General features: G+C 60.3%; 23 protein-coding genes. 14 read left to right on the forward strand and 9 right to left on the reverse strand.

Annotated features, from left to right (window positions below):
* Positions 1 to 3: 3 nt before the first annotated feature.
* Entirely contained in the window at positions 4 to 321 is a 318-nt protein-coding gene (locus M3P21_RS18045) for a non-heme iron oxygenase ferredoxin subunit (protein WP_249712222.1), read from the forward strand.
* A 3-nt stretch (positions 322 to 324) separates the two neighbouring features.
* Here M3P21_RS18045 and M3P21_RS18050 read toward each other — a convergent pair whose 3' ends face one another.
* From M3P21_RS18050 to M3P21_RS18065, 4 genes are read right to left on the reverse strand one after another with little or no spacing between them, the layout of a single operon-like run.
* On the reverse strand, positions 325 to 1,206 hold the full coding sequence (locus M3P21_RS18050) for an amino acid ABC transporter permease (protein ID WP_249712224.1): 882 nt from the start codon (positions 1,204 to 1,206) through the stop codon (positions 325 to 327).
* A 57-nt stretch (positions 1,207 to 1,263) separates the two neighbouring features.
* A complete protein-coding gene (locus tag M3P21_RS18055) occupies positions 1,264 to 2,097 on the reverse strand; it encodes a transporter substrate-binding domain-containing protein (RefSeq protein ID WP_249712226.1) in 834 nt (277 codons plus the stop codon).
* 36 nt (positions 2,098 to 2,133) lie between these two features.
* Positions 2,134 to 2,976 (reverse strand): amino acid ABC transporter permease, encoded by an 843-nt coding sequence (locus M3P21_RS18060; RefSeq protein WP_249712228.1) that lies wholly within the window; start codon positions 2,974 to 2,976, stop codon positions 2,134 to 2,136.
* 1 nt (position 2,977) lies between these two features.
* On the reverse strand, positions 2,978 to 3,724 hold the full coding sequence (locus tag M3P21_RS18065; protein ID WP_283781041.1) for an amino acid ABC transporter ATP-binding protein: 747 nt from the start codon (positions 3,722 to 3,724) through the stop codon (positions 2,978 to 2,980).
* Between the two features lie 262 nt (positions 3,725 to 3,986).
* Between M3P21_RS18065 and M3P21_RS18070 the strand changes: the two genes are divergently transcribed.
* The 7 genes from M3P21_RS18070 to M3P21_RS18100 all read left to right on the forward strand — a co-directional run bounded on the left by M3P21_RS18070 (position 3,987) and on the right by M3P21_RS18100 (position 12,383).
* The gene (locus M3P21_RS18070; RefSeq protein WP_249712231.1) at positions 3,987 to 4,565 is read left to right on the forward strand and encodes a carboxymuconolactone decarboxylase family protein; all 579 of its coding nucleotides are present in this window, start codon (positions 3,987 to 3,989) and stop codon (positions 4,563 to 4,565) included.
* 11 nt (positions 4,566 to 4,576) lie between these two features.
* Positions 4,577 to 5,164, forward strand: a complete 588-nt coding sequence (locus tag M3P21_RS18075; RefSeq protein ID WP_249712232.1) for a helix-turn-helix domain-containing protein — start codon at positions 4,577 to 4,579, stop codon at positions 5,162 to 5,164.
* A 12-nt stretch (positions 5,165 to 5,176) separates the two neighbouring features.
* A complete protein-coding gene (locus M3P21_RS18080) occupies positions 5,177 to 6,559 on the forward strand; it encodes an MATE family efflux transporter (protein WP_249712234.1) in 1,383 nt (460 codons plus the stop codon).
* Positions 6,560 to 6,760: 201 nt separating this feature from the next.
* Positions 6,761 to 7,003, forward strand: coding sequence for a hypothetical protein (locus M3P21_RS18085; protein WP_249712236.1), 243 nt, complete (start codon positions 6,761 to 6,763; stop codon positions 7,001 to 7,003).
* 73 nt (positions 7,004 to 7,076) lie between these two features.
* The gene (locus M3P21_RS18090) at positions 7,077 to 7,658 is read left to right on the forward strand and encodes an ImuA family protein (RefSeq protein ID WP_249712238.1); all 582 of its coding nucleotides are present in this window, start codon (positions 7,077 to 7,079) and stop codon (positions 7,656 to 7,658) included.
* A complete protein-coding gene (locus M3P21_RS18095; protein WP_249712240.1) occupies positions 7,573 to 9,051 on the forward strand; it encodes a Y-family DNA polymerase in 1,479 nt (492 codons plus the stop codon). Before M3P21_RS18090 ends, M3P21_RS18095 begins: the two co-directional genes overlap by 86 nt.
* Positions 9,048 to 12,383, forward strand: a complete 3,336-nt coding sequence (locus M3P21_RS18100; protein ID WP_249712242.1) for an error-prone DNA polymerase — start codon at positions 9,048 to 9,050, stop codon at positions 12,381 to 12,383. The genes M3P21_RS18095 and M3P21_RS18100 overlap by 4 nt, the downstream gene beginning before the upstream one ends.
* Positions 12,384 to 12,440: 57 nt before the next feature.
* On the opposite strand, the gene M3P21_RS18105 is transcribed toward M3P21_RS18100, so the two are convergent.
* Together M3P21_RS18105 and M3P21_RS18110 are read right to left on the reverse strand one after the other, a co-directional pair.
* Positions 12,441 to 13,994, reverse strand: a complete 1,554-nt coding sequence (locus tag M3P21_RS18105) for an alanine/glycine:cation symporter family protein (RefSeq protein ID WP_373320074.1) — start codon at positions 13,992 to 13,994, stop codon at positions 12,441 to 12,443.
* A gap of 10 nt (positions 13,995 to 14,004) precedes the next feature.
* Positions 14,005 to 14,442: a universal stress protein gene (locus M3P21_RS18110; protein ID WP_249712244.1), complete on the reverse strand. Its 438-nt coding sequence runs from the start codon at positions 14,440 to 14,442 to the stop codon at positions 14,005 to 14,007.
* Between the two features lie 192 nt (positions 14,443 to 14,634).
* Here M3P21_RS18110 and M3P21_RS18115 point away from each other — a divergent pair, with 192 nt between their 5' ends.
* Positions 14,635 to 15,120 (forward strand): Lrp/AsnC ligand binding domain-containing protein, encoded by a 486-nt coding sequence (locus M3P21_RS18115; protein ID WP_249712247.1) that lies wholly within the window; start codon positions 14,635 to 14,637, stop codon positions 15,118 to 15,120.
* On the opposite strand, the gene M3P21_RS18120 is transcribed toward M3P21_RS18115, so the two are convergent.
* Positions 15,059 to 16,312, reverse strand: coding sequence for an Hsp70 family protein (locus tag M3P21_RS18120; protein WP_249712249.1), 1,254 nt, complete (start codon positions 16,310 to 16,312; stop codon positions 15,059 to 15,061). The two genes, M3P21_RS18115 and M3P21_RS18120, sit on opposite strands and share 62 nt — an antisense overlap.
* Positions 16,313 to 16,474: 162 nt before the next feature.
* Between M3P21_RS18120 and M3P21_RS18125 the strand changes: the two genes are divergently transcribed.
* The 4 genes from M3P21_RS18125 to M3P21_RS18140 are packed head-to-tail and all read left to right on the forward strand — an operon-like array spanning position 16,475 to position 20,469.
* Complete coding sequence (locus tag M3P21_RS18125; RefSeq protein WP_249712251.1) at positions 16,475 to 17,599, forward strand: ABC transporter permease; 1,125 nt, start codon at positions 16,475 to 16,477, stop codon at positions 17,597 to 17,599.
* Positions 17,600 to 17,601: 2 nt separating this feature from the next.
* Positions 17,602 to 18,414, forward strand: a complete 813-nt coding sequence (locus M3P21_RS18130) for an ABC transporter ATP-binding protein (RefSeq protein ID WP_249712253.1) — start codon at positions 17,602 to 17,604, stop codon at positions 18,412 to 18,414.
* Between the two features lie 7 nt (positions 18,415 to 18,421).
* The gene (locus M3P21_RS18135; protein ID WP_249712255.1) at positions 18,422 to 19,816 is read left to right on the forward strand and encodes an MlaD family protein; all 1,395 of its coding nucleotides are present in this window, start codon (positions 18,422 to 18,424) and stop codon (positions 19,814 to 19,816) included.
* The gene (locus tag M3P21_RS18140) at positions 19,813 to 20,469 is read left to right on the forward strand and encodes an ABC-type transport auxiliary lipoprotein family protein (RefSeq protein ID WP_249712257.1); all 657 of its coding nucleotides are present in this window, start codon (positions 19,813 to 19,815) and stop codon (positions 20,467 to 20,469) included. Before M3P21_RS18135 ends, M3P21_RS18140 begins: the two co-directional genes overlap by 4 nt.
* 254 nt (positions 20,470 to 20,723) lie before the next feature.
* Here the strand turns inward: M3P21_RS18140 and M3P21_RS18145 are convergent, their stop codons facing one another.
* Together M3P21_RS18145 and M3P21_RS18150 are read right to left on the reverse strand one after the other, a co-directional pair.
* A complete protein-coding gene (locus tag M3P21_RS18145) occupies positions 20,724 to 22,247 on the reverse strand; it encodes a tetratricopeptide repeat protein (protein WP_249712259.1) in 1,524 nt (507 codons plus the stop codon).
* Between the two features lie 12 nt (positions 22,248 to 22,259).
* Positions 22,260 to 23,549: a hypothetical protein gene (locus M3P21_RS18150; RefSeq protein ID WP_249712261.1), complete on the reverse strand. Its 1,290-nt coding sequence runs from the start codon at positions 23,547 to 23,549 to the stop codon at positions 22,260 to 22,262.
* 16 nt (positions 23,550 to 23,565) lie between these two features.
* On the opposite strand from M3P21_RS18150, the gene M3P21_RS18155 reads away from it, so the two are divergent.
* The gene (locus M3P21_RS18155) at positions 23,566 to 24,132 is read left to right on the forward strand and encodes a DUF1353 domain-containing protein (protein ID WP_249712263.1); all 567 of its coding nucleotides are present in this window, start codon (positions 23,566 to 23,568) and stop codon (positions 24,130 to 24,132) included.
* The last annotated feature ends 205 nt before the right edge of the window (positions 24,133 to 24,337 follow it).

Consider the following 24,337-nt stretch of genomic DNA (forward strand, 5'->3'; position numbering starts at 1 on the left):
GCCATGGCGACGGAAAAACCCTGGCGGGACGTGATCAAGGCCACCCGGCTTGAGAAAAACTGGGTCACGCGGGTCGAAATCGGGCCGCGACTGATAGCGCTTTATGATACGCCCAGCGGGATCTATGCCTCGCTGGCGCTGTGCAACCATGGCGGCGCGGATCTGTGCGACGGCTATTTCGACGGGCATGTGATCGAATGTCCGCTGCATCAGGGGGCGTTCGATGTGCGCGACGGCACGCCGGTCTCGGCCCCTGCGACGCGCGTGATGCGGGTCTTCGAGACGCGGGTGGAAAACGGCATGGTGCAGGTCAGGATATGATGGCTAGCGCTTTTCCGACTTCTTCTCAAGCCGCGCGAAGATGCGGCTGAGGCCAAAACAGACGATGAAATAAAACGCTGCCGTGGTGATCCACGCTTCGAAAATCATCCGGGAGGAGGCCACAAGCTCGACCGTCTTGTAGGTCAGTTCCTGTACCGAGATCAGCGACAGGATCGAGCTGTCCTTGATCAGCGAGATGAACTGGTTGGCCAGCGGCGGCACCACTTTCTTCATCGCCTGTGGCAGCACCACATAGCGTAGCTCCTGCAGGCGGCTCATGCCGATCGAACGCGCCGCCTCGTGCTGGCCTTTGGGGATCGATTGGATACCGGCCCGGACAATCTCGCCCACAAAGGCGCTTTCGAACAGAGCCAGAACGATCACGCCGGACACCAGCGAGGGGAACCGCCGCATCTCGCCAAAGAAGAAGGTCCAGATCTGGTTGTCCTCCTGCCGCGCGATCCCGCGTGCCCAGCGCTCCAGATTCAGCGCGTCGATCAGTTGTTGCGACAGGAAGAAAAAGAAGATGAAGACAACAACAACCGGCGGCACGTTGCGCAGAAACTCAAGATAGGTGCGCGCCAGCATCCGGACGGTCAGGTTGGCCGAGCAGCGCGCGACCCCCAGAATTGTGCCCAGAATCAAGGCCAGAATGCCGGAATAGATACTGATGCGGACCGTGGCGGCCAATCCCTGCAACAGCAGGTTGGCGAAATACTCCTCGCGGCCAGAATGCCAGCCGACGATATAGCCGGGGATCAGCTCCCATCGCCATTTGTAGTTGAGCGCGCCTTCGATCGAGAGCCAGATATACCCGAAAAACACGACCAGAACCGCCACGATCACATAGTCGGGCCATCTGAGTTTTTTCAGGAAGGATTGCACCGGGCAGGCTCCGTTTCGGGTTCCGGGGGCAATGCAGCCGCCCCCGGGTCGTTTCAGTTACTGCGCAACCTGATCGGCCCACTCTTCGGTGGCGAACCAATAATTGTGGCGCTCTTTCAGCCAGCCAGACCGCCAATTCTGTGCGATCCAGTTATTGAAGAAGTTCATGGCGTCCGCATCCCCCTTGCGCAGCCCGAAAGCCTCGCCGCGTGGATCAAAGAGTTCACCTTCCATCACCATCAGTGTCTCGGGGTTGCGGCCAGCCTCACGGTTCGGGGTCGGTTGCGACGCCATGGTTGCGTGGGCGTTGCCGTTCAGCACTTCCTGTGTTGACGCGCCGTCCTCATCAAAAAGCAACAGATTGGCATCCGGGAATGCCTTGGCGATCACACTTGCCGGGGTTGCCCCACGTCGCGCTGTGAAGGTTACGTCCGGCGAGTTCAGGTCGTCGCGCGACATCCCGTCTGTCAGTTCTTTATTCACTAGGATCGCCAGCCCGGAATAGGCGTAGGGATCGGTGAAATTGATGGTCAGGTTGCGCTGCGCTGTCACCGACATGCCCGAGATGATCACGTCGAAATTGCTCGACACCAGCGCCGGGATGATGCCGTCCCAGGCGGTTGGCACGAATTCGACCTCGACCTCCATGTCCTCGGCCAGTTTGCGCCCGACATCCAGTTCGAACCCGATCAGATCGCCGTTCTTGTCGCGCATCGACCACGGCACGAACAGGGTCAGACCGATCCGGATCACGCCGTCCTGCTTGATGGTTTCGATCACACTTTCGCTGGATAGTTCCTGGGTCGCTCTCTGCGCCCAGGCCGAGGTCGCCATGCCAGTCGCCACGACCGCGCCCAGTGCAACCCCGAGCATTCTGCGAGAAAGCTTCATCTTGGTTCTCCTTGTTGTCCGGTAATTTTTTCAGATTTATTGGTCGACGGCATATTTCTTCTCCAGATGCGATACGCCTATCGACAGGATCAGGGTTACCACCAGATAGACCAGCGCGATAGTGAACCAGATTTCGAAACTCATGTAGGTATCGGAAATGATGTTGCGCCCGAAGGTGGTCAGTTCGGCCACCGCGATCACGCTGACAATCGCCGAGGATTTGATCAGGTGCACGACCTCGCCGGTCATCGGCGGCAGCATGAACCGGACCGATTGCGGCAGGATGATATAGCGATAGGTCTGATAGGGGCTCATCCCGATCGATTTGGCGGCCTCCCACTGGCCTGCGGGGATGGCGTTGATCCCGGCGCGCAGGATTTCCGAGATCAGTGCCGAATGGAACACGGCAAGGGTCAGGATGCTGGCCGTATAGCGATCAAAGCCAAAGATCGGCCCCAGCACGTAATAGAATAGATACAGCAGAACCAGCAGCGGGATGTTGCGGATCAGTTCCAGAAACCCCACCGCAACCGCTGACCCGATCACCAGACCGGACAGCCGCAGCAACGCCACCAACAGGCCGATCGCCGTGGCCAGCAGAAAGGCGGTGACCGACAATTTGACCGTGGCAACCAGCCCGATCGGGATTTCTCCCCATTCGAAGCCAACCTCGGTGTTACGGTACAGGAATTGCGGCACCCGGTACCATTGCCAGTTATATCCCATGCCCTGCGCCCCGGTATAGGCGCCATAGGCGATGAGCCCCACGATGATCGCGTAGATGACGACCGAGACCGGAACCGATCCGAAGAACCGCTTGTAAAACGGAGGTTTAGGCAACGCCTGACCGCGTGGCCGTGTTATGCCCAGATCACTCACCTCAATGGGCCAGAATCTGATCCAGGAACAGTCGGCAGCGTTCGCTGGAGGGGTTGGTGAAGAACTGCTCGGGCGGCGAGATCTCGACGATCTGGCCCGCCTCCATGAAGACCATCGTATCGGCGACCTTGCGGGCAAATCCCATCTCGTGAGTGACGACAACCATGGTCATGCCGGTCTCGGCCAGTTCGACCATCACGTCCAGCACCTCGTTGATCATCTCGGGATCAAGTGCGGATGTCGGCTCGTCGAATAGCATGATCCGAGTTTCCATGCACAGCGACCGCGCGATGGCCACGCGTTGCTGCTGTCCGCCGGACAGCTGGGCGGGGTATTTGTCGGCCTGTTCCGGGATATGCACCCGGTCCAGATAGTTGCGCGCGGTTTCTTCGGCCTGCGCCTTGGGGACCTTGCGCACTTTCATCGGGCCGATCATCAGGTTTTCCAGCACGGTCAGATGCGGAAACAGATTGAACTGCTGGAACACCATGCCCACTTCCTGACGCAGTTCACGGATGTCACTGGCGCCCTCATAGACCTCGATCCCGTCGATCACCAGACGCCCGGAATTGTGCCATTCCAACCCGTTGAAACAGCGGATCAACGTGGATTTACCCGAGCCCGAAGGGCCGCAGATCACAACCTTCTCGCCCTGATGAACGGTCAGATCGATATTCTTCAGCGCCTGAAACGTACCATAGAACTTGTCCAGGTTGGTCACTTCGATCATCGGATCAGCCTGGGTCATGCCATGCCTTCAATGTCTGGACCGCTGCGGGTTTTGCACGGCGCGGCGCACTGGCCCCCGTCCAGACAGGAACCGTTCGCACAGCGGGCACCGGGCTGGCGATGCGACTGGGTGGAGCAATCAGGCAAGGCCTCAGAATCCCCAAACTTGTTGCACTCTGTTCAATATGGTTGCTTAATATGCAATACTCGTCAATAAAAAACTCAGGGTCTCGCCTCAGGCTGCCCCAGAGTTGAACCGCCGATCAAGAGAGGAGCCGTGAATGTCTGCCTGGATCAGGATGATATCCGACGAAGATGCCGACGACCAGTTAAGCGCCGCTTTGGATCTGGCGCGCACGCCGCACGGGACGGTGGACAACGTGATGCGGGTGCACTCGCTGCGGCCCAACACGATGAACGGGCATGTCATCCTGTATCGCGCCTGCCTGCACGACCCCGCCAATACCGTACCGATGTGGTTTCAGGAGGTGATCAGTTCCTACGTGTCCACGCTGAACACCTGCCCCTATTCCTATGCCAATCACTGGTCAAACGCCCGCCACCTGATCGGAGACGACACCCGCGCCGACCGGATCGAGGCGGCACTGAAGGCCCGCAGCCCGCAGGATGCCTTTGACGGGGCAGAGCTTGCCGCGCTGCGCTATGCCGAGAAACTGACCCTGTCGCCGGGCACCATGGCCGAGGCGGATGCGGCCGCGCTGAAGGCATCGGGCTGGCAGGATGGAGAGATTCTCGAAATCAATCAGATCGTGGGATATTTCAATTACGCCAACCGGTTGCTGAACGGGCTGGGCGTGACCACCGAGGGCGATGTCGTGGGATATTACGCCAGCGAGTGACAGGACGGATCATGCAGGGTGACGCACCGGGAAGACAGATCGACCGCGCCATCGGCGCCTCGCTGAAGGAGTTGCGCCAGAGCCGCAAGCAATCGGCCCGCCGCCTGGCCGAACAGTCGGGCATATCGGCGGCCATGGTCAGCCGCATCGAAAACGGGCTGGTCTCGCCGTCGATCGACACGCTGGCCGCGCTGGCCGAGGCGCTTCAGGTTCCCATCGTCTCGCTGTTCCGCGAAGCCCGCACCGATCACACCGATTACACGCTGGTGCGCCATGGTGAAGGGTTGAAATCGACCCGGATCGCTGGCGATCACAGCCACAAATATGTCAATCTGGCGCTGCATTCCCGCACCGACCTGCGGTTTCAGGCCCGCCGGGTGACGCTGTTGCGCGAAGGTGGACAGCCCCCCACCTATGTCGGTCACGGCGTCGTCTTCGTGCAGGCGCTGGAGGGCGAGGCGATCTACCGCTACGGCGAGGCCCGCTTCACGCTGGTGGCCGGGGACAGCATCAGCGTCGACGCCGAGTTGAACCACGGTTTCGTCGAGGTGCTGACGCCCGAGTTTGTCTTCCTCACCGTTCAGGCCGAACGCCCGTGACGGGTGGCTGACATGGCCGGTCCCATTGAGCTTGACCTGACGCGCGGGCCGATCTCGGGGCATTTTCGCGCTTTGGCCATACCCGCCGCGATCGGGATGCTGTTCAACACACTCTACAACGTCGTGGACATGTTCTTTGCCGGGCTTTTGTCAACCAGCGCCCAGGCCGGGCTGGCGCTGGGGTTTCAGGCCTTCTTCGTGGCCATCTCGGTTGGCGTCGGCCTTGGTGCGGCCATGAGCGCGCTGGTCGGCAATGCCCTGGGCGCGGGTGAGAACCGCACGGCCCGTCGGCTGGCGGCACAGGGGCTGAGCTATGGGCTGGTCGCGGCGGCCCTGCTGGCTCTGGCCGGGCTCTGGTATGGCCCGGCTTTGATCCGGATGGTCTCGGAACCCGGTGACTATCGCGAGGCGGGGCTGCGGTATTTTCACTGGCTGCTGCTGGCGCTTCCGGGGTTTCTGCTGGCCTTCGGGTGCAATGGCATATTGCAGGCGCATGGCGACGCCGTGTCGATGCAGCGCGCGCTCATGGTCGCGTTCTTTGCCAATATCGGGCTCAATCCGCTGCTGATCTACGGCATACCCGGCCTGATCCCGGGCATCGGCTTTGACGGTCTGGCGGTCTCGACCGTGCTGAGCCAGACCGGGGTGATGGTGTTCATGATCCGGCAGGTTCTCAGGCGGCGGCGCATGCGCCGACTCAGGCTGGCAAATCTTGTCCCGCGCCTGCCAAGATTCGCCGAAATTTCGGTGCAGGCCCTGCCCACCGCCGTGTCGTTCATGGTGATGCTGCTATCGGGGTTTGTGCTGCAATTTGCCCTGAAAACCTTTGGTGAGCACGCCATCGCAGGCTTTGGGGTCGCCATCCGGCTGGAACAGATCCTGTTGCTGCCGGTTCTGGGCGTCACCGGTGCGCTGCTGCCGATCGCCTCTCAGAATTTCGGCGCGCAGAATTTCGACCGCGTTCGCATGGCGGTTTTTCAGTGCTGGAAAGTGGGGTTTGTCATGACTGCCATCGCCGGACCGGCTCTTTGGATCTTCGGCCGGTCTCTGTTGGGGCTGTTCACCGACGACCCAGAGGTCATCCGCGTCGGCCTCAGCTATCTGCGTGTCGATAGCGTGATCCTGCCGGTTTATATGATGCTGTTCTCGATCAACTCTTTGCTGCAGGCGTTGAAAAGGCCGATCTGGACCGTCTGGATCAGCCTGTATCGGCAGGCATTTGGCGTGGCGTTTTTTGTGTGGCTGTTTGTCGGCGTCTGGGGCTTTGACGAAATCGGGGTCTGGTTCGGAACCGCAACCGCTGTTGCCACCGGATTGATGATTGCCCTGCTCATGACAACACATGTGGCCCGGCACGAGATCGGGGGCCTGTGGCGCCCTCTGCATCGGTCCTGAAACTCTGCCGGGATGCGTTCTGTTGCGGTCGCCCTGTTCGGATTCCGGCCAATGGATACCGCATTCCGGCCACGCTATTGATGGGCCTTTTCTGCTGCTTACCTGCGGATTGTTCTTCACGGAACAAGGCTGGGCGAGGGTTCGCGACCCGGTGACCCCAGCCTCCCGTGAAGATGACCCAACCCGTGAAAGGACCAATGGATGCTGTGGAATAACAAAGTTGCGGACGCCGTGCAGAAGCGGACGCATGACCTGCTGGATATCGTGAAGGCCGGGCAGGATGCCCGCCTGAAAGGATTGACGCTGGACGACAACCCCTATTGCATCCTGTCCGAACGCCCCTTCATGTTCATGTGGGACAAAGGCTGGAAAGCGGAAGACTGGGCGCAGGCGACCAATCCCGAAAGGACGCTTGAGCCAGTGGCGCCGAAAGTGACCCACTGACCCGACGTGAACGTGGCATCCTGTGGCAGAGACGCTCTCGCATCTCTGCCCTGATCGCCTATACTCAGCGCTGATGACTGACACTCCGATCCCGTATTATCCGCCCAAAAAGCACCGCACCCATGAGGTCTGCGGCGCGGGGGCGGTGTTTTTTGCCCTCGTGCTGGCCGCGCGGCTGGACGGGCCGGTGATCTGGGTGCGCGAGGCCTGGCAGGGAACGCAGCTTACGCCCTCCGGGTTTCACCCGATCCTCGACCCGGCCCATCTTCTGATCGCCTCGGCCAAGGACCAGACCGACGCTCTGGCAGTGACCGAAGAGGCGCTGCGCGCGGGCGCGGTGTCGCTGGTGGTGACCGAGTTGAGCAAGCCGCTCGACCTGACCGCCGGACGGCGGCTGCAACTGGCCGCGCGCGACGGCAAGGCCACCGCGCTGGCGCTGATCCCCGAGGGCATGGGCAGCAACGCGGTCGAGACGCGCTGGTCCTGCGCGCCGGTATTCGATCCGCAGGACTCGACTCACCAGCGGTGGGAGCTTATTAAGAACAAATCAGGAACATTGGGGGTCTGGGATGTTCGATGGGATCACTCGGCGCGTCGTATCGCTGTGGTTCCCCCGGTTGGCCAGCGACCGGGTTCTACGGGCGCGCCCGGCTGAGGGGCCCTTTGCCCTGACGCTGATTGAAAGCAACGCCAACCGGCTTTATTGCCTGAACCAGGCGGCCGAGGATCAGGGCCTGAACCGGGGCATGTCCTATTCCGATGCCCGCGCCTTTGCGCCCTCCCTGATCAGCCAACCGGCCCATCCGCAAGCCGATGAACGGTTCCTCGTCACCTTGCGCCGCTGGGCCACGCGATATTGCCCCTGGGTCGGGCTGGAGGGGCGCGACGGGCTGGTGCTGGATGTCACTGGCGCGACCCATCTGCTGGGCGGCGAGGCGGCCCTGATCAAAGATATCCACCAGCGTTTCGCACGGGCGGGGATCACGGTTCGGGTCGGCATGGGGGACACCCGCGGGGCCGCCTGGGCACTGGCCCGTCATGGCGGTGGCGTGGCCGCGCCGGGCCAGATGCTGGAGGCCATCGGGAACCTCCCCGTGGCCGCGCTGCGAATCGAGGACGCGACCTCGCTCGCCCTGCAGCGGCTGGGTCTGCGCACCATCTCTGACCTGTCCCGCGCGCCACGCGCGTCGCTGGCACGCCGGTTCGGGGCTTCCCTGATGCTGCGGCTGGATCAGGCGCTGGGCACCCAGCCCGAAGAGCTCTCTCCGCTGGCCGAACCGCCCCATTACGGCACCCGCATGACCCTGCCCGAACCCATCGGCCTGACATCGGATGTGATGGCAGGCACGTCGCGCCTGCTGGACCAGCTCTGCGCCAAGCTGAAGGCGCAGGAGACCGGCGCGCGGGTACTGACCCTGACCCTGCGCCGGGTCGATCAGGACAGCCAGCAGGTCGAGCTGCGGCTGGCCCGCCCCCTGCGCGATCCACACCGCATCCTGCCGCTGTTCCAGCGCGGCGTGGACGCGGTGGATGCGGGCTTTGGCATCGACCAGCTGCGGCTTGAGGCCACGCAGGTCGAACCGCTGCCGGTGCAACAGCTCAGCCATGTCGCGACCGGGCGGCAGGATAAGCTGGATGACCTCATCACCCGGATCGGCACAAGGATCGGGTTGGAGAATGTGCAGCGTTTCCTGCCCGCCGACAGCCACATCCCCGAGCGCAGCTTCCTGATCGCCCCCGCCGCCCATTCGCGCCCCGAACCGGGCTGGGGTACGCCGCGCCCGCGCCCGCTGATCCTGTTTGCGCCCGAACCCATCGCGGGCACCGGGGCGCAACCGCCGCGCCAGTTCCGCTGGCGGCGCATGTCGCTGACCACCGGGCGCGCCACCGGGCCGGAACGCATCGCCCCGGAATGGTGGCTGAGCGATGAGAACTGGCGCTCGGGCCTGCGCGACTACTGGCATGTGGAAACCCGGCAGGGCCGCAGGCTGTGGCTGTTCCACACGCCGCAATCCCCCGGCTGGTTCGTGCAGGGAGAGTTCGCATGAGCCCCCCCGACACCGACCTCACTCCGCCTTATGCCGAGCTGTGCGTGACGACCAATTTCACTTTCCTCACCGGGGCCTCGCACCCCGAGGAACTGGTCACCCGCGCCGCCGAGCTGGGGCTGAGCGCCATCGCTCTCACCGACCGCAACTCGCTGGCCGGTGTGGTACGGGCCTTCCGGGCGCTGAAAGAGCTGAAGCGTGGCGTTGAAGAGACGATCCGCATTCCCTCGCAACACCGCACCGATAGCTGCTCGCGGCAGGAAATCGGCACCCCGAGCGACATTCCACGGCCCGAAACCGTGCATCTGCCCAAGCTGATCGTGGGCTGCCGTCTGGTGCTGCGCGACAGCCCCGCCCATTGGCTCGCCCTGCCCCGCGACCGCGCCGCCTATCAGCGGCTGGCCCGGCTGCTGACGCTGGGCAAACGGCGTGCCGAAAAGGGCGACTGCCATCTCGACCTGCGCGACCTGCTGGAGGCCGGGCACGGCCTGATCCTGATCGCCCTGCCGCAAGGTCCGCTCACCGCCAGCACCCAAGCGATCCGGCAGGTGCAGCGCCGCTTCCCGGGCCATGTCTTTCTGGGGGCCGCGCCGCGCTATGACGGCTCGGATCAGGCGCATTTCACCGCCTGCGCGGCGCTGGCGCAGCGTTGCGCGACCCCGATGGTGGCGGTGGGCGATGTGCTGATGCACCGGGCCAGCCGCCGACAACTGGCCGATGTGCTGACCTGCATGCGCGCGCATATCACCATCGACAGGATCGGCACCCGCGCCCTGCCCAATGCGGAACGCCGCCTGAAGGGCGCCGCTGACATGGCGCGGCTGTTCCGCCACCACCCCGCCGCCCTGCGCCGCACCGGTGAAATCGCCGCGCGCTGCAGCTTTGACCTGAGCGAGCTCAGCTATGAATACCCCGACGAGATCTCGGGTGGCGAAGCCCCGCAGGACCGGCTGGAACGGCTGACCCGCGAGGGGCTGCGCCGCCGCTGCCCCGATGGCGTGCCGCAACGCTATCTGGAGATGGCCGCAAAAGAGCTGCGCCTGGTCGGCGATCTGGGCTTTGCTGCCTATTTCCTGACCGTGCATGGCATCGTGTGCCATGCACGCTCGATCGGTATCCTGTGTCAGGGGCGCGGCTCGGCGGCCAATTCGATCCTGTGTTATGCGCTGGGGATCACCGATGTGGGGCCCGACCAGATCACCATGGTGTTCGAACGCTTCGTGTCGAAATACCGGGGCGAGCCGCCCGATATCGACGTGGATTTCGAACATGAACGCCGCGAAGAAGTGATCCAGCACATCTACAAGACCTATGGCCGCCACCGCGCCGGGCTCTGCGCCACGGTGATCCATTTCCGCTCGCGCGCCGCGATCCGCGAGGTGGGCAAGGTGATGGGCCTGTCCCAAGACATCACCGCCAGCCTCTCGGGCCAGATCTGGGGCATGTCCAATGGCGGGGCCGATCCCGAGCGGATCAAGGAGTTGGGCCTGGATCTGAACGACCGGCGGCTGGCTCAGACCATCCGCCTGATTGGCGAAATCATCGGCTTCCCCCGCCACCTCAGCCAGCATGTGGGTGGCTTTGTCATCACCAAGGGGCGGCTTGATGAGCTTTGCCCCATCGAGAACGCCGCGATGGAGGACCGCACTGTCATCGAATGGGACAAGGACGATATCGACGCGCTGGGGATCCTCAAGGTCGATGTGCTGGGGCTGGGCATGCTCAGCTGTATCCGCAAGGCCTTTGACCTGCTGCACCTGCACGAACGTGAAAACCTCAGCATCGCCACGGTCCCGCAAGAGGACAGCGCGGTCTATGACATGCTCTGCAAGGCGGATGCGGTGGGGGTGTTTCAGGTGGAAAGCCGGGCGCAGATGAACTTTCTGCCCCGGATGTTGCCGCGCAAGTTTTATGATCTGGTGATCGAGGTCGCCATCGTGCGCCCCGGCCCCATTCAGGGCGGCATGGTGCACCCCTATATCAACCGCCGACAAGGGCGCGAGCCGATCGCCTTCCCCTCGCTCGAACTGCAGGAGGTGCTGGGCAAGACGCTGGGCGTGCCGCTGTTTCAAGAACAGGCGATGCAGATCGCGGTGGTCGCCGCCGGTTTCACCCCCGAAGAGGCCGACCGCCTGCGCCGCTCGCTCGCCACCTTCCGCAAGATGGGCACGATCGGCAGTTTCCGCGACCGGTTCATCGGCGGCATGCTGGAACGCGGTTATGAGCTGCCCTTTGCCGAACGCTGCTTTTCCCAGATCGAAGGGTTCGGCGAATATGGCTTTCCCGAAAGCCATGCCGCCGCCTTTGCCATGCTGGTCTATGTCTCGGCCTGGCTGAAATGCCACCACCCGGCGGTGTTTGCCTGCGCGCTGCTCAATTCGCAGCCCATGGGCTTTTACGCCCCCGCCCAGATCGTGCGCGATGCCCGCGAACACAGCGTCGAAACCCGCCCGGTCTGCGTCAACGCCTCGACCTGGGACAACCGGTTGGAACGCCGCGCCGACGGGGCCTTGGCGCTGCGGCTGGGGTTCCGCCAGATCAAGGGCTTCAAGGAAGAGGATGCGGGCTGGATCGTGGCCGCGCGCGGCAATGGCTACCGCGACCCCGAGGCACTGTGGCTGCGCGCCGGGATCAGACCGGCGGTGCTGGAGCGGCTGGCCGAGGCGGATGCCTTCTGCGACATGGGCCTGACCCGCCGCGACGCGCTCTGGCAGGTCAAGGCGATCCGTGGCCAGCAACCGCTGCCGCTGTTCAACGATCCCATTGATGGTGAAAGCATAAACGAGCCGCAGGTCGACCTGCCCCCCATGCATCTGGGCGAGGAGGTGGTGGAGGATTACGTCTCGCTCCGGCTGACCCTGCGCGCCCACCCGATGGAGCTGCTGCGCCCCTCGCTGCCCGGTCTGACCCCGCATGACCAACTGCCCGCCGCGCCGCTGAGCCGCACGCAAGTCTGTGGTCTGGTCATCACCCGACAGCGTCCGGGTACTGCCTCAGGCGTGATCTTTCTGACGCTGGAGGATGAAACCGGGGTCAGCAATGTGGTGGTCTGGCCCAAGGTCTATGAACGCTTCCGGCGCGTGGTGATGGGCGGGCGGTTGCTGCGGGTGACCGGCTATCTGCAACGCGAGGGTATCGTGGTGCATCTGATCGCGCAACAGATCGAGGATCTGTCCCATAAACTGACCGAACTGGGCCACCCGATGGACGAGGCCATCGGCATCACCCAGCCGCAAGCCGATGACGCTCCACGCCCGCAACGCCAGCCACCCCGCGCCATGCATCCGCGCGAACAGGCCAAGCGGCTGTTTCCCAGCCGGGATTTTCACTGAGATATGTGGGAAGATCAGGGGGGACCGGGGCGCATTCAGCGCCCCGGTCCGATGTCTTTAGTGCTCGAACTTGCGAATCTCGCCGCTCTTGAGGCGGGCCGAGTAGGAGGCAAGCTCTTCGCGCACTTTCTTCATCAGGAAGTAGAGCGCAAAGACGTTCACAACCGCCATCGCAAAGATTGCCGCATCCGAGAAGTCGATGACCGGACCCAGATTCGCCGCCGCACCGATGACCACGAAGATGCAGAAGATGACCTTGAACGCCAGCTCCTTGGCGTGGCCTTCACCGAACAGATAGGTCCAGGCCTTGAGTCCGTAATAGGACCAGCTGATCATGGTCGAGAAGGCAAACAGGATCACCGCAACCGCAAGGATATACGGGAAGAAGCTGAAGGCGCTGCCAAAGGCGGCAGAGGTCAGGCTGACGCCCGAGTTGCCATCCACGGTTGCGATCGCAGTACCCGCCTCGTTCAGCATGTAGTTGCCGGTTTCCGGATCGATGATCAGCTGTTGGGTGATGATGATCACCAGCGCCGTCATCGTACAGATCACGACCGTATCAATGAACGGCTCCAGCAGCGAGACGAACCCTTCGGTGATCGGTTCCTTGGTTCGCACCGCCGAGTGGGCAATCGCCGCCGAGCCAACGCCCGCCTCATTCGAGAAGGCCGCCCGCTTGAAGCCCTGGATCAACGCTCCGACCATGCCACCTGCAACACCCAGACCGGTGAAGGCACCGGCAAAAATCTGACCGAACGCCCAACCGATCATATCCGCATTCATGATGAGAATGACCAGAGCGGTCAGCACATAGAGAACACCCATGAACGGCACGACTTTTTCGGTCACCCGTGCGATGGATTTCAACCCGCCCACGATCACAAGGAACACGATGATCGCGAAAACCAGCCCTGTGATCCAGCCGGGATAGTCTCCGGTAATGCCCGCGATCTGCTGATGCGCCTGATTGGCCTGGAACATGTTGCCCCCGCCCAGCGCTCCAAGGATACAGAAGATCGAGAACAGGATCGCCAGAAACCCGCCACCCGGCAGGCCCAGTTCCTTGAAGCCCTTGGACATATAGTACATCGGACCACCCGACACGGTGCCGTCTTCATACTCGTTCCGATACTTCACACCCAGCGTACATTCGGTGAATTTCGACGCCATGCCCAACAGGCCGGCAAGGATCATCCAGAAGGTCGCCCCCGGACCGCCGATGCCAACGGCCACCGCCACACCGGCGATGTTGCCAAGACCCACGGTCCCCGACAGCGCCGTGGCAAGGGCCTGAAAGTGGCTGACCTCGCCCGCGTCATTGGGATCGGAATAATCGCCTTTGACCAAGCTGATGGCGTGGCCGAAAAACCGTGCCTGCACCAGCGCAAAGTAGATGGTGAAAACAGAGGCGGCCACAACCAGCCACATCACGATCCAGGGAAAACTTGTCCCCGGAATCGGCGCAAAGATGAAGCTGACGAAAGGTCCCGTCAGTTCGGCAAATTTCTGGTTGATCTTCTCATCCAGCCCCATCGCCTCTTGCGCGGCGGCGGCAGTGGTCAGCAGCGGCAGCATCACGCCGGCCAACCCGAATTTGGACAGATATTTCATGGCGCTCTCCTTATCCGATGACCGTGACCGGCACGTCGGCATGCATGACCAGATTCTGGGTCGAGCTGCCGAAAATGCGCTTGGTAAAGCCGTGCTCCGAGGCGCGGCCCACGATGATCTGCGCGCCCCCGTTATTCACCGCGATGGTGTTGAGCGTCTCGGCAACGTCGCCATGGCGCACGATGCCGCTGGCAGTGAAACCGGCCTCTTTCAGAGCGCTGACCGCAGGGTCCACCACGCGGCTGGTTGCGGTTTCGATTTCTTCTTCACGCCGCTTGTGCCGCGTCGCGTTTTCCTCGGGTGTCTGGAACGTGAAGGGTGACCATTCGATCACATAGGCGCAAAGCAATTCGCACGCATCCAGCCGCGCGGCCAGATCCTTGGCAAATTCAATTGCGCGCCCTCCGGTTTCCGTCCCGTCCAGTCCAATGACTATCTTGACGGTCATTTCTGTCCTCCGTTTTGTCTTTTCTTTTCTTTGGTCGGACCATCAGGCCCCAAAAAGGCTGTTGCGACAAGGTGTCACGTTAAGACCAGCCTGCATGCAGTATCAGTAATAATCACTAGGAAATGGGTTTATTCTTGGGGAATTTACGGTAAAAATTCTTCTCAAGAGCGCATTTCAAAGGGAAAAAACCTGATGGGCAGGGAATTGGATCGCATCGATCAACGCATTCTGGCCGAGCTGGCGGCGAATGGCCGCCTGTCGATTGTCGAGCTTGCCGCGCGCGTCAACCTGACCAATACGCCCTGTTCCGAGCGTGTCAAACGGCTGGAACGCAGCGGCTATATCAGCGGCTACCGGGCCCTGCTGGACAAGGAACGTCTGGGGTTGGGCCACCTGACGGTGGTGCAGGTCTCGCTCGCGGCGACCGCCGACACCTCGCTTGAGGATTTCAACCGCGCGGTTCGCGACATTCCCGAAATCGAGACCTGCCTGATGGTCGCGGGGTCCTTTGATTATCTGCTGACCGTGCGCACCCGCGACATCGCGCATTTCCGCGATGTTCTGGGCGACCGGATCAACCGGCTGCCGGGTATTCACCAGACCAATTCATTCGCCGTCATGGAAACGGTCCGGCATCCCGATATGCGGCCAGCGCAAGACCATCGACCACCGCCGTGAACGCGTCAGAATAAAGCAGCTCTGCCACCGGGCACAGCGCCGTGATCTCGTCGGCCACAAACCGCATCAGACTCGATCCGCCCACAAGGATGACCCGCCCGATCCGCTCGGGGGTGACCTCCGCGCGTGCCAGCGTCTCGGACATGGCCTGGCGCAGCAGCGCCCGGTTCTCTGCCAGCGCCGCGTCCAGCGCGTCCCGCGTGAGCGTTGCCGCCAACCCCGGTTCGATGAACCCCATCTCGATCCGACCAGCATCGGAATTGGCCGCGATCTTGCCCTGCTCGACCGCAAAGGCCAGTTCGTGGCCAAGCTCCATCTCCAGCACGGTGGCAAAGCGCCCGATCCGAACCGGATCCACGGCCAGCCGGGCCATCCCGGCCACCGCGCGGCGGGTTTCGCCGGTATAGAGGAACGGGATTTTCGCCCAGGTGGCCAGATCGACATAAGGCGCACGCGGCACCGGCAGCAGACCCGGTCCCATCTGCCGCCGCAACTGTCCACCCAGTCCAAGCTGCGGCATGGCATGACCCATCGACACTGCATGATCGAAATCGGTGCCGCCCAGCCTGATGCCATGGCTGGCAAGGATCTCGGGCCTCGCGCCCGTGCTGCGAAAGACCGAGAAATCCGAGGTGCCGCCGCCGATATCAACAACAAGCCCGATCTCACCGGTATCTCCCATCCCATGGCTTGCGATGGCCGCCGCCTCGGGTTCGGCAAGAAATGTCACCGCGTCGAACCCCGCTGCCAGGTAACAGGCGCGCAGGTCATCCTCGGCCTGCGCATCCAGTGCCGGGTCGTCGGAATGAAACTGCACCGGACGCCCCGACAGCGCCCGGCGGAACGTCAATCCCGTCGCCGCCTCGGAACGCTGGCGCATCTCGGACAGGAACGCGGTGATGATCCCCGACAGCGTGCGCCGCCGCCCGCCGATCAGACGCCTTTCCTGCAACAAAGGCAGACCCAGCACGCTTTTCAGCGCGCGCATGTAACGCCCCTCCTCGCCCGCGATCAGCGCCTCACCCGCCCGCGCGCCAATCTGCATCGGTCCCTCGTCGGCAGGAAAAAACACCGCCGTGGGCAGGGTTTCACCCCCCTGTTCCACCGGAATCCGCACAACGCCCCGCTCTGACACGATGGCGGCGGCAGAGTTGGAGGTGCCGAAATCTATGGCCAGAATATCGCTCTGCATGGGGTCCTCCGTTCGAAAAAGACGCCCCTGCTAAACAAGTTCGAAACCGCGTGCAACCGGCTTCTCCGCGAGGCCCGATCCAAGGGGCGCAAAGAACACGATTTTTCCCGCATTGCGCGACTGCCTCTTTGCGCGGGCGATGTCCGCCGCTATGACTTGGCCATGGCAGAACCGTCATTGACGATCGAGCAGTCGTCGAACAGCGCAACGATCCGGATATTGGGTGAGCTGCTTACCCGATATGTGGGCGGCGTGCAGGCGGAGTTTGACAAGGTTCCCACCGGATTATCCGACGTGCAGCTGGACCTTGCGGGGCTGGACAGTATTGATACCGGCGGTGCCTGGCTGATTGCCGAGATGAAGCGGAGGCTGGAAACAGGCGGGGCCGCAGTGCGCATCACCAGTGCCGCCCCGGCCCATGCCGCCCTGCTGGAGACAGTGACCCATCACCTGCCTGACCCTCTGGAGGAAGAGGACGGCCCGCGTGGCCTGTCTGCCGTGCTGATCTCCTTGGGAAAGATGACCGTATCGGGCTGGCAGAGCTTTCTGTCGGCGCTGGCGTTTTTTGGCGAAACCCTTGCCGCGCTGGTTCTGACGCTGCTGCAGCCCTGGCGCCTGCGCCGGGCGGCGCTGTTCAGCCAGATGGAAAGCGCGGGCCTGAAGGCGGTGCCGATCGTGGCGCTCATGGGCTTCCTGATCGGCGTGGTGCTGGCCTTTCAGGGGGCCGCACAGCTGAAACAGTTCGGGGCCGAAGTGTTTGTGGTCGAACTGATCGCCATCTCGGTCCTGCGCGAGTTGGGCATCCTGCTGACCGCCATCATCGTCGCGGGTCGATCCGGCTCGGCCTTCACCGCCTCGGTGGGCTCAATGAAAGTGCAGGAGGAAATCGACGCCATGCGCACCATCGGGTTGAGCCCGATCGAGGCGCTGGTGGTGCCACGGGTGCTGGCGCTGATCATCATGATGCCGATCCTGGGCTTCATCGCCAATATCGCCGGGCTGTTCGGCGGCGCGCTGATGAGCTGGATCGACCTGGGCGTGACGCCGGGCATGTTCATCACAAGGCTCAAGGAAACCACCGATGTCTGGAACCTGCTGATCGGCATGATCAAGGCGCCCTTCTTTGCCCTGATGATCGGCGTTGTGGCCTGCTGGCAGGCCATGCAGGTGCGCGGATCGGCCGAAAGCGTGGGGCAACACACAACCGCCTCGGTGGTGCAGTCGATCTTCATGGTGATCGCCATCGACGCGATGTTCTCGATCTTCTTTTCCGAGTTGGGGGTGTGACGATGCAGAGCACGCCCCCCCGCGAAGCAGTGATTGAGGTCCGGGGCCTGCGCAATCAGTTCGGCCCCCAGGTGGTTCATGACGATCTGAACCTCGATGTCTGGCGCGGCGAGGTGCTGGGCATCGTCGGCGGCTCGGGCACCGGCAAATCGGTTCTGCTGCGCACCATTGTGGGCCTCAACTCCCCTGCTGCGGGCAGTATCAAGGTACTGGGCGTCGATGTGGTCAACGGCAGCGAGGAAGACCGCCAGAGCGTCGAGCGGCGCTGGGGCGTGGCGTTTCAGGACGGGGCGCTGTTTTCCTCGCTCTCGGTGCTGCAGAATGTCGAAGCGCCGATGCGCGAGCATCTCAAGCTCAGCGAAAACCTGATGAGCGCGCTGGGGCAGCTCAAGATCAGCCTTGTGGGCCTGCAGCCGCTGGCCTGTGGCAAGATGCCGTCCGAGCTTTCGGGCGGCATGCGCAAACGCGCCGCCCTGGCCCGTGCCCTGGCGCTGGACCCGGAAATCGTGTTTCTGGACGAGCCCACCGCCGGGCTCGACCCGATTGGCGCGGCAGCTTATGACGAGCTGATCGGCGAGCTGCAGCACGCGCTTGGGCTGACCGTCTTCATGGTCACCCATGATCTCGACAGCCTCTATGCGATCTGCGACCGGGTGGCGGTGCTTGCGGAAAAGCGCGTCTATGCCGAAGGTCCGATTGAGATGATGCCCGAGGTCGATCACCCTTGGATACAGGAATATTTCACCGGTCCCCGCGCCCGTGCGGCGCAGACTAAAACAGAGACCAAAACCGACACCGCAAGCTTGGAAAGTTAGGCGTCAGATGGAAACCAAAGCGAACTATCTGCTGATCGGGGCCTTCACGCTGGCCGGCATTCTGGGCGCGTTCCTGTTCGTGCTGTGGCTGGCCAAGGTGAATGTGGACAAGCAATATGCCTATTATGACATCCTCTTCGACGATGTCTCGGGGCTGAGCACCGCTGGCGATGTGCGTTATAACGGGCTGCCCGTGGGACAGGTCACCGCGCTCAACCTGGACAAGGATGATCCCTCGAAAGTGCGGGTCAAGATCCAGGTCGATGCCGATACGCCGGTCAAGACCGACACCACCGCCACTCTGGAATCCCAAGGTGTCACCGGCGTCAGCTATATCGACCTGAGTGGCGGCTCGACCACGGCAAAACCGATGCAGCAGGACGGGGTGATCAAAAGCAAGCGCAGCGCGCTACAGAGCATCTTCAAGGGCGCCCCCGAACTGATGACCAAGGCCGTCACCCTGCTGGAAGACCTCGACAAGATGGTCGATCAGAAGAACCGCGAGGCGGTCACCAAGACGCTGGCCAATCTGGAAAGCGCCTCGGGGCGGCTCAACGATGTGCTCTCGGATGTCGAGGGGCTGTCGGGGGACATCCGCAAGACGGCGAGCGAGGTCTCCAGGTTCTCGGGCAAGCTGGGCGAGCTGTCCGATACCGCCGACACGACGCTGAAGACCGCGCAGGGCACGCTGACCTCGATCACGGATACGTCGAACAATATCAACACCATCATCAAGGAAGACGGCAAGGCGCTGGTGAGTGAGGCGCGTGACACCATCGCCACCATCAACAGCACCGTCCAGAACGAGCTGCCCGCGCTGGTCGAGGATGTACGCGGTGTGGTGAAGAACGCCAATACCGCGATCGAAACCGTCGGCCTCGACATCTCGCGCGTGGCCGACCGGATCGACGTATTGTCCAGCGAAGGCAGTACCGCGCTATCGGCGGCCACGGTGACCATCGAAAACGCCAACAAGACGCTCTCTGACATCTCTGGCGCGATGGATGCGGCCAAAACCACGCTCGATACCGCCGATCAGACGTTTACCAAGGTCAACAAGGTGATCGACGAGGATGTCGATGCGGTGGTCAGCGATGTCCGCAAGGCGGTGGGCGAGATCAGCACCACCGTGCAGACGGTAACGCAAAATGTCGACCAGATCTCGCAGGAATTGCTGAGCGCGTCGAAATCTGCCTCGGAGCTGATCGGCACCGTCGATGGCATCATTCAGGAGAACCGCGTGCAGGTCTCGGCCTTTCTGCGGGTCGGCCTGCCCCAGTTCCAGCGTTTCATCGAAGAAGCGCGCCGCCTGGTGGTTAATCTCGAACGGCTGAGCGACAAGCTCGAAAGCGACCCCGCCCGCTTCTTTTTTGGAACCCAAGGCTCGGAGTATCGTCGATGACACGGCCCGGATTTGCCCTTATCATTGTGCTTGCAACCGCGCTGAGCGGCTGCGCCGGTCTCAGCGGTCTGAGCCAGGCCACCAAGCCCAGCAACCTCTATGCGCTGACGCCCAAGAGCACCTTCAACAAGAACCTGCCGCGGCTGAGCCAGCAGATCGTGGTCGAGGAACCCACAGCCACGGCGGCGGTCAATACCGACCGCATCGCCGTGCAGCCCAACGTGTTCGAGGTGCAATACCTGCCCCGATCGCGCTGGGTCGACCGGGCGCCGCTGATCATCCAGGCGCTGATGATCGAAAGCTACGAAAATACCGGCAAGGTCGCCGCCGTGGGCCGTTCGGCGGTGGGGTTGCGCTCGGATTTCAATGTCATCACCGACCTGCGCGAGTTCCAGGCCTTTCAGGTCTCGGATGCGCAGGGCGATGACAGGCTGCGCGTGGTGGTGCGGCTCAACATCAAGCTGGTCGATGCGGTCGAAGACACGATCCTCGCCTCGCGGTCGTTTGAAGAGGTGGCGATCTCGGCTGATGACGACGCGCTGACCCTGGTCACCGCCTTCGACACAGCGCTGGGGAACGCGATGAAGGATTCGGTGGAATGGAGCATCCGCACCATTCATTCCTACGCGCGGAACAATCCGAGTTCATTTTAGCGGTAGTGTCGCTTTGCGGACAAAGCACCAATTCGCTGCACCTGCGCCAATGGCTGCTTACGGATTTGGGAACTTGTTTCGTTGCGACTGAAGCCTGCGAAGGCGCTGACTAAATTTTTCAGATGGACGTCAATTTGTGTGGTCAAGCTGGCCAAGGAAGTTTCTTGGAAATACGAGACGCGCAAAATTGAAAGTCGCCCTTCGGTTGCCCACTGATACCCAAGCCAAATTTTGGGGGGTATACCCAGCTGACCTTACTGCTTGGTAGCTTTGACCAGTTCGCCTAACCCAACACAGCCAGTGATAGTACTATTTTCTAAGATGAGTGGTTCGTAAAAGCAGATTTGCCTGCCATCGGCATATATCGGGATAGATGTGCCATAACCCAAGTCTTTCGCTTGTTCTAGCGCGCGCAAACCGTCTTCGTTATTACCATTGGCAAGCAGAACCAATGCCTTCAAAATCAAAGGCTCTGGACTAAAGGGCGTCATCTTTGAGGCTGCCTCGAGATTGACCAGCGCTCTCTCTCCCGCGCTATCAAATTCGCGCCCTTCATTGCTTGCGACCGCAAGATTAGTAAAAGCATAAAGTTGACGGATCTGTGACAAGGTCGATGCTGGCGCGGTTGCATCCACTAAAGCCAAATATCGCTCCAATAGATCCTCGGCCATTCGCGCTTCCTTTGAGAAAAGACGATACAGGCTTGCATTAACTAGATTCTTAGGCTGAGCCGCGCCGTAGAAATTACGCCCACTTTGAAACCAACCGCTCGTGGAAGAAGTATCTATTTGGTACCAATTGTGGCGAATATGTTCATCATCGATATGCTTCTGATCCTTTGCAACAGAAATGACCGAATATTCACCCGAAAGTTCTCCTGTGTAGACTGTCGGAGCATTGTCGCTAGGCCGTTCACGCAAAACGAAGCGATTTTCATCTACGAACACGGTGGGAGGGTTTAGCTCTAGATGGTAAATGTTCAGGTACGCTTCCTGACCATCACGAGAGAAGCGAATGAACTGGTTAACTGCTCCGTTTGCTACAACACTATCTCCTCGCTGAAGGAAAAAAGATGGCTCGGCTCTACGCGAAGGCTTGTCGTAGGCTGGTATCCCATCCGGGCATTGATTGCTCCGGTTGCAACGAATAAGAAACTCTCGCTCAAAAAGTGAGGACTTGGGTACCTCGGTCGCACCGAAGTTGATGCGCATCGGACGTAGGAAATACTCAAATCGAGCCGATTGGCCGGAATATTTGATTATCTTCCATGCGCTGTTTGTGTCTACGAGAGTCAAAGATGGCTGAACGTAGACTGTTTCATTTAGATCAATCGCTGTTCCCCAGGAAACGACCTCTGCCGTCATGGCTCTGCCTATTTCAGCAGCTGCATGGTGGCCCTCCTGCCTCAACATCTCAGAAGTCAAAGCTTCAGCGAAAAACTGTTGAAAATCCGGCGTGAGGATTGGATTCCCGCTTTTTGATACCTCATTGTTGGTTTGATTGTGCGCAATGATTACTACCGAGTCTTTTACATCTGTCGTGAATTCACGAATTTCACGATACGTAAATCTGCCAAGAGTGTGGCCGATAGTGGTAGCCTCTGTATCAATGTATTCCAATACCAAAGTCTTAAACCCGCGATCCGGCCGAACCGGCTGAACACAGGCATCCACACCAAATTCTTGCAGGCAACGCATTGCGACCTCCGTAAGGTTCTGCGATGCCACAGGCGAACTCAACGCGAAGAGGAGAGAGGATAGAAGAGCCTTGTACGTCATTCTAAATTCCATTCACCTCCGCGCTTCTTCGATGTAGCGTTGGACGAGCGGTATGAATGGATCGTCAACGGTCAAATTTGTCTTAAGTTGCGTCGCTAGGCGTAGCGCAACATCTTTTTTTATGACGTCCGGATTGGTTTCATTTTCTGCCAGCAACTGAGCGATGCGAGAAATCACCACAAGCTTCGGCCAGCTCTGCTCAAGATGCTTGTTCGCAATCACGAAAGGTGGGATGTCCCTCTTGGGAAACTCGGAAGAAACAACTTGTTCGTGCGATAGGTGATCTGCGTTACCCTGGACAAAGAACGATGACTGCAAAGATACCGTATCTTTGCCATCCTCAAAATGCGCTGACCCCAAAACAATCCCAAGGGCTTCCAATTCAGCTCCCTTGTCGAATACGGTTTGTGGATTGGCACGGTCGACAGAAGAACCCAGTGGGGCGGTGACAAATCCCACATTTCTTAAATCATTATCGATACTGGGCAGATTGGCCTGTGACGTATATTGTTGGGTCAGTAATCGCAAGGCTTGCCCCATTTTTTGCATCGGTCTCGCAAATTCTCCATTCTTTGTGGAGGGGTAAACATCATACGGGTTGATAACAATATTGTTCCGCGCTTGCCGTCGTTGTTCTTCTGTCAGTTCTGATTGATTGTCACACTGCCGTATTCGGCAATACTCGTCCCACCCGAGCAGAACATCCAGTTTACGTTTGTCTTTACTTTCATACTCTGGAGTCTCTTTCTCATCTGCAAACTCTTCTATCGCTGATGTTGCGGATGTGCGACCAACTCCGAGAAATTGGATGAAGCGCCCAGCATTTCGGTCTGCAATACGTTCACGATCCTTTCGGGGGGAAGTATTTTCCCAATCATCGAAATATATATGCGACAATTCATGAGCGAAAACCGCCCAAACTGCGGCTTCTCCTCGCTTGTTAATCAGGTCCTGTATCTGCACCGGATTGTATACCAAGAATGCGTCGTTGTTGTGAATAAACGCTGCGGCGACCTGTACGTCCCCTTGGAACACATGAACTGTTCTTGTTGCGACCAAATTTGGCGGGAAGGGTCCCTTCACACGATCTACAATAGCTTGAATTTCAGGTGTGGCTTTTTCGGAAATATAAACTTGATCAACTACTTTTACGAAGCCGCAGGCTTTAGGTGTGCCGTCAGCTCCAACGTCCACAGAGAGTGTTTCAAATCCTGTTGGCTCAGCTTGTGCGAAGTTGGCTAGCAAGGTAGCATAGATGGATATTACAAGCGTCGTTCGCTGGACTAATTCAATGAACTTCATGAGGAACTCAAAAATAATGCGGTTTTCCTACATTATATTTCTACTATCACTTGCTAGCCCTTCTCAAGCAGAATATGCACAGCGCCTACTGCTTGAGGATGTTGCATCAACACATGTAAATCACGGTTGCGCAGATCCCGGTCACACCGATTTTAAGTTACTGGCTCCTTACTGGTACAAGGGCAAAGATGGTAAGGTCTGGACTGTCCCTGCCGGATACGTGGTCAATGGTGGATCTATCCCGCAAGCGGCCTGGAGTATCATCGGTGGACCTTGGTCGGGCAAATTTCGAAACGCTACCGTCATCCATGACTACCTCGCTTGCGAGCGCATATCGACGTCCGATTATGTTCATCGGTTGTTTTTGGAAGGAATGATTGAATCAGGAGTTCCCAAGGTCAAGGCGTGGGTCATGTACAAAGCTGTTCTTGTCGGTGGCAGTGACTGGTCTGATGTGCCTGGATACGTCCCACAGGAACCTCGACCTGTAGAATCAGGGTCACTTGAAAAGCTACAAGAATTCCTTGAGAATAATGATGTTTCGCTAGAAGAACTGGAAGCGTTAGAGCTTGACGAACTATAACGTGCCAGTGTGCGTATTCATCCACCGAAGTTGGTCAATCAACAGACGCCCAATTCCGATTAACGTCTTTAGCCACAACTTCGGATGCCGTGCGTTATGGTGTGGGTAGAGCACAAATGGATTCATTTGGAAAAGCGTACGAATTAGTCCGCGTTGCAATTGTTGTGATGTTATCGCCGTTGGTGATTGCATTGTACGCGACGCC

It is taken from the genome of Ruegeria spongiae (assembly GCF_023502395.1).
Lineage (GTDB): Bacteria > Pseudomonadota > Alphaproteobacteria > Rhodobacterales > Rhodobacteraceae > Ruegeria_C > Ruegeria_C spongiae.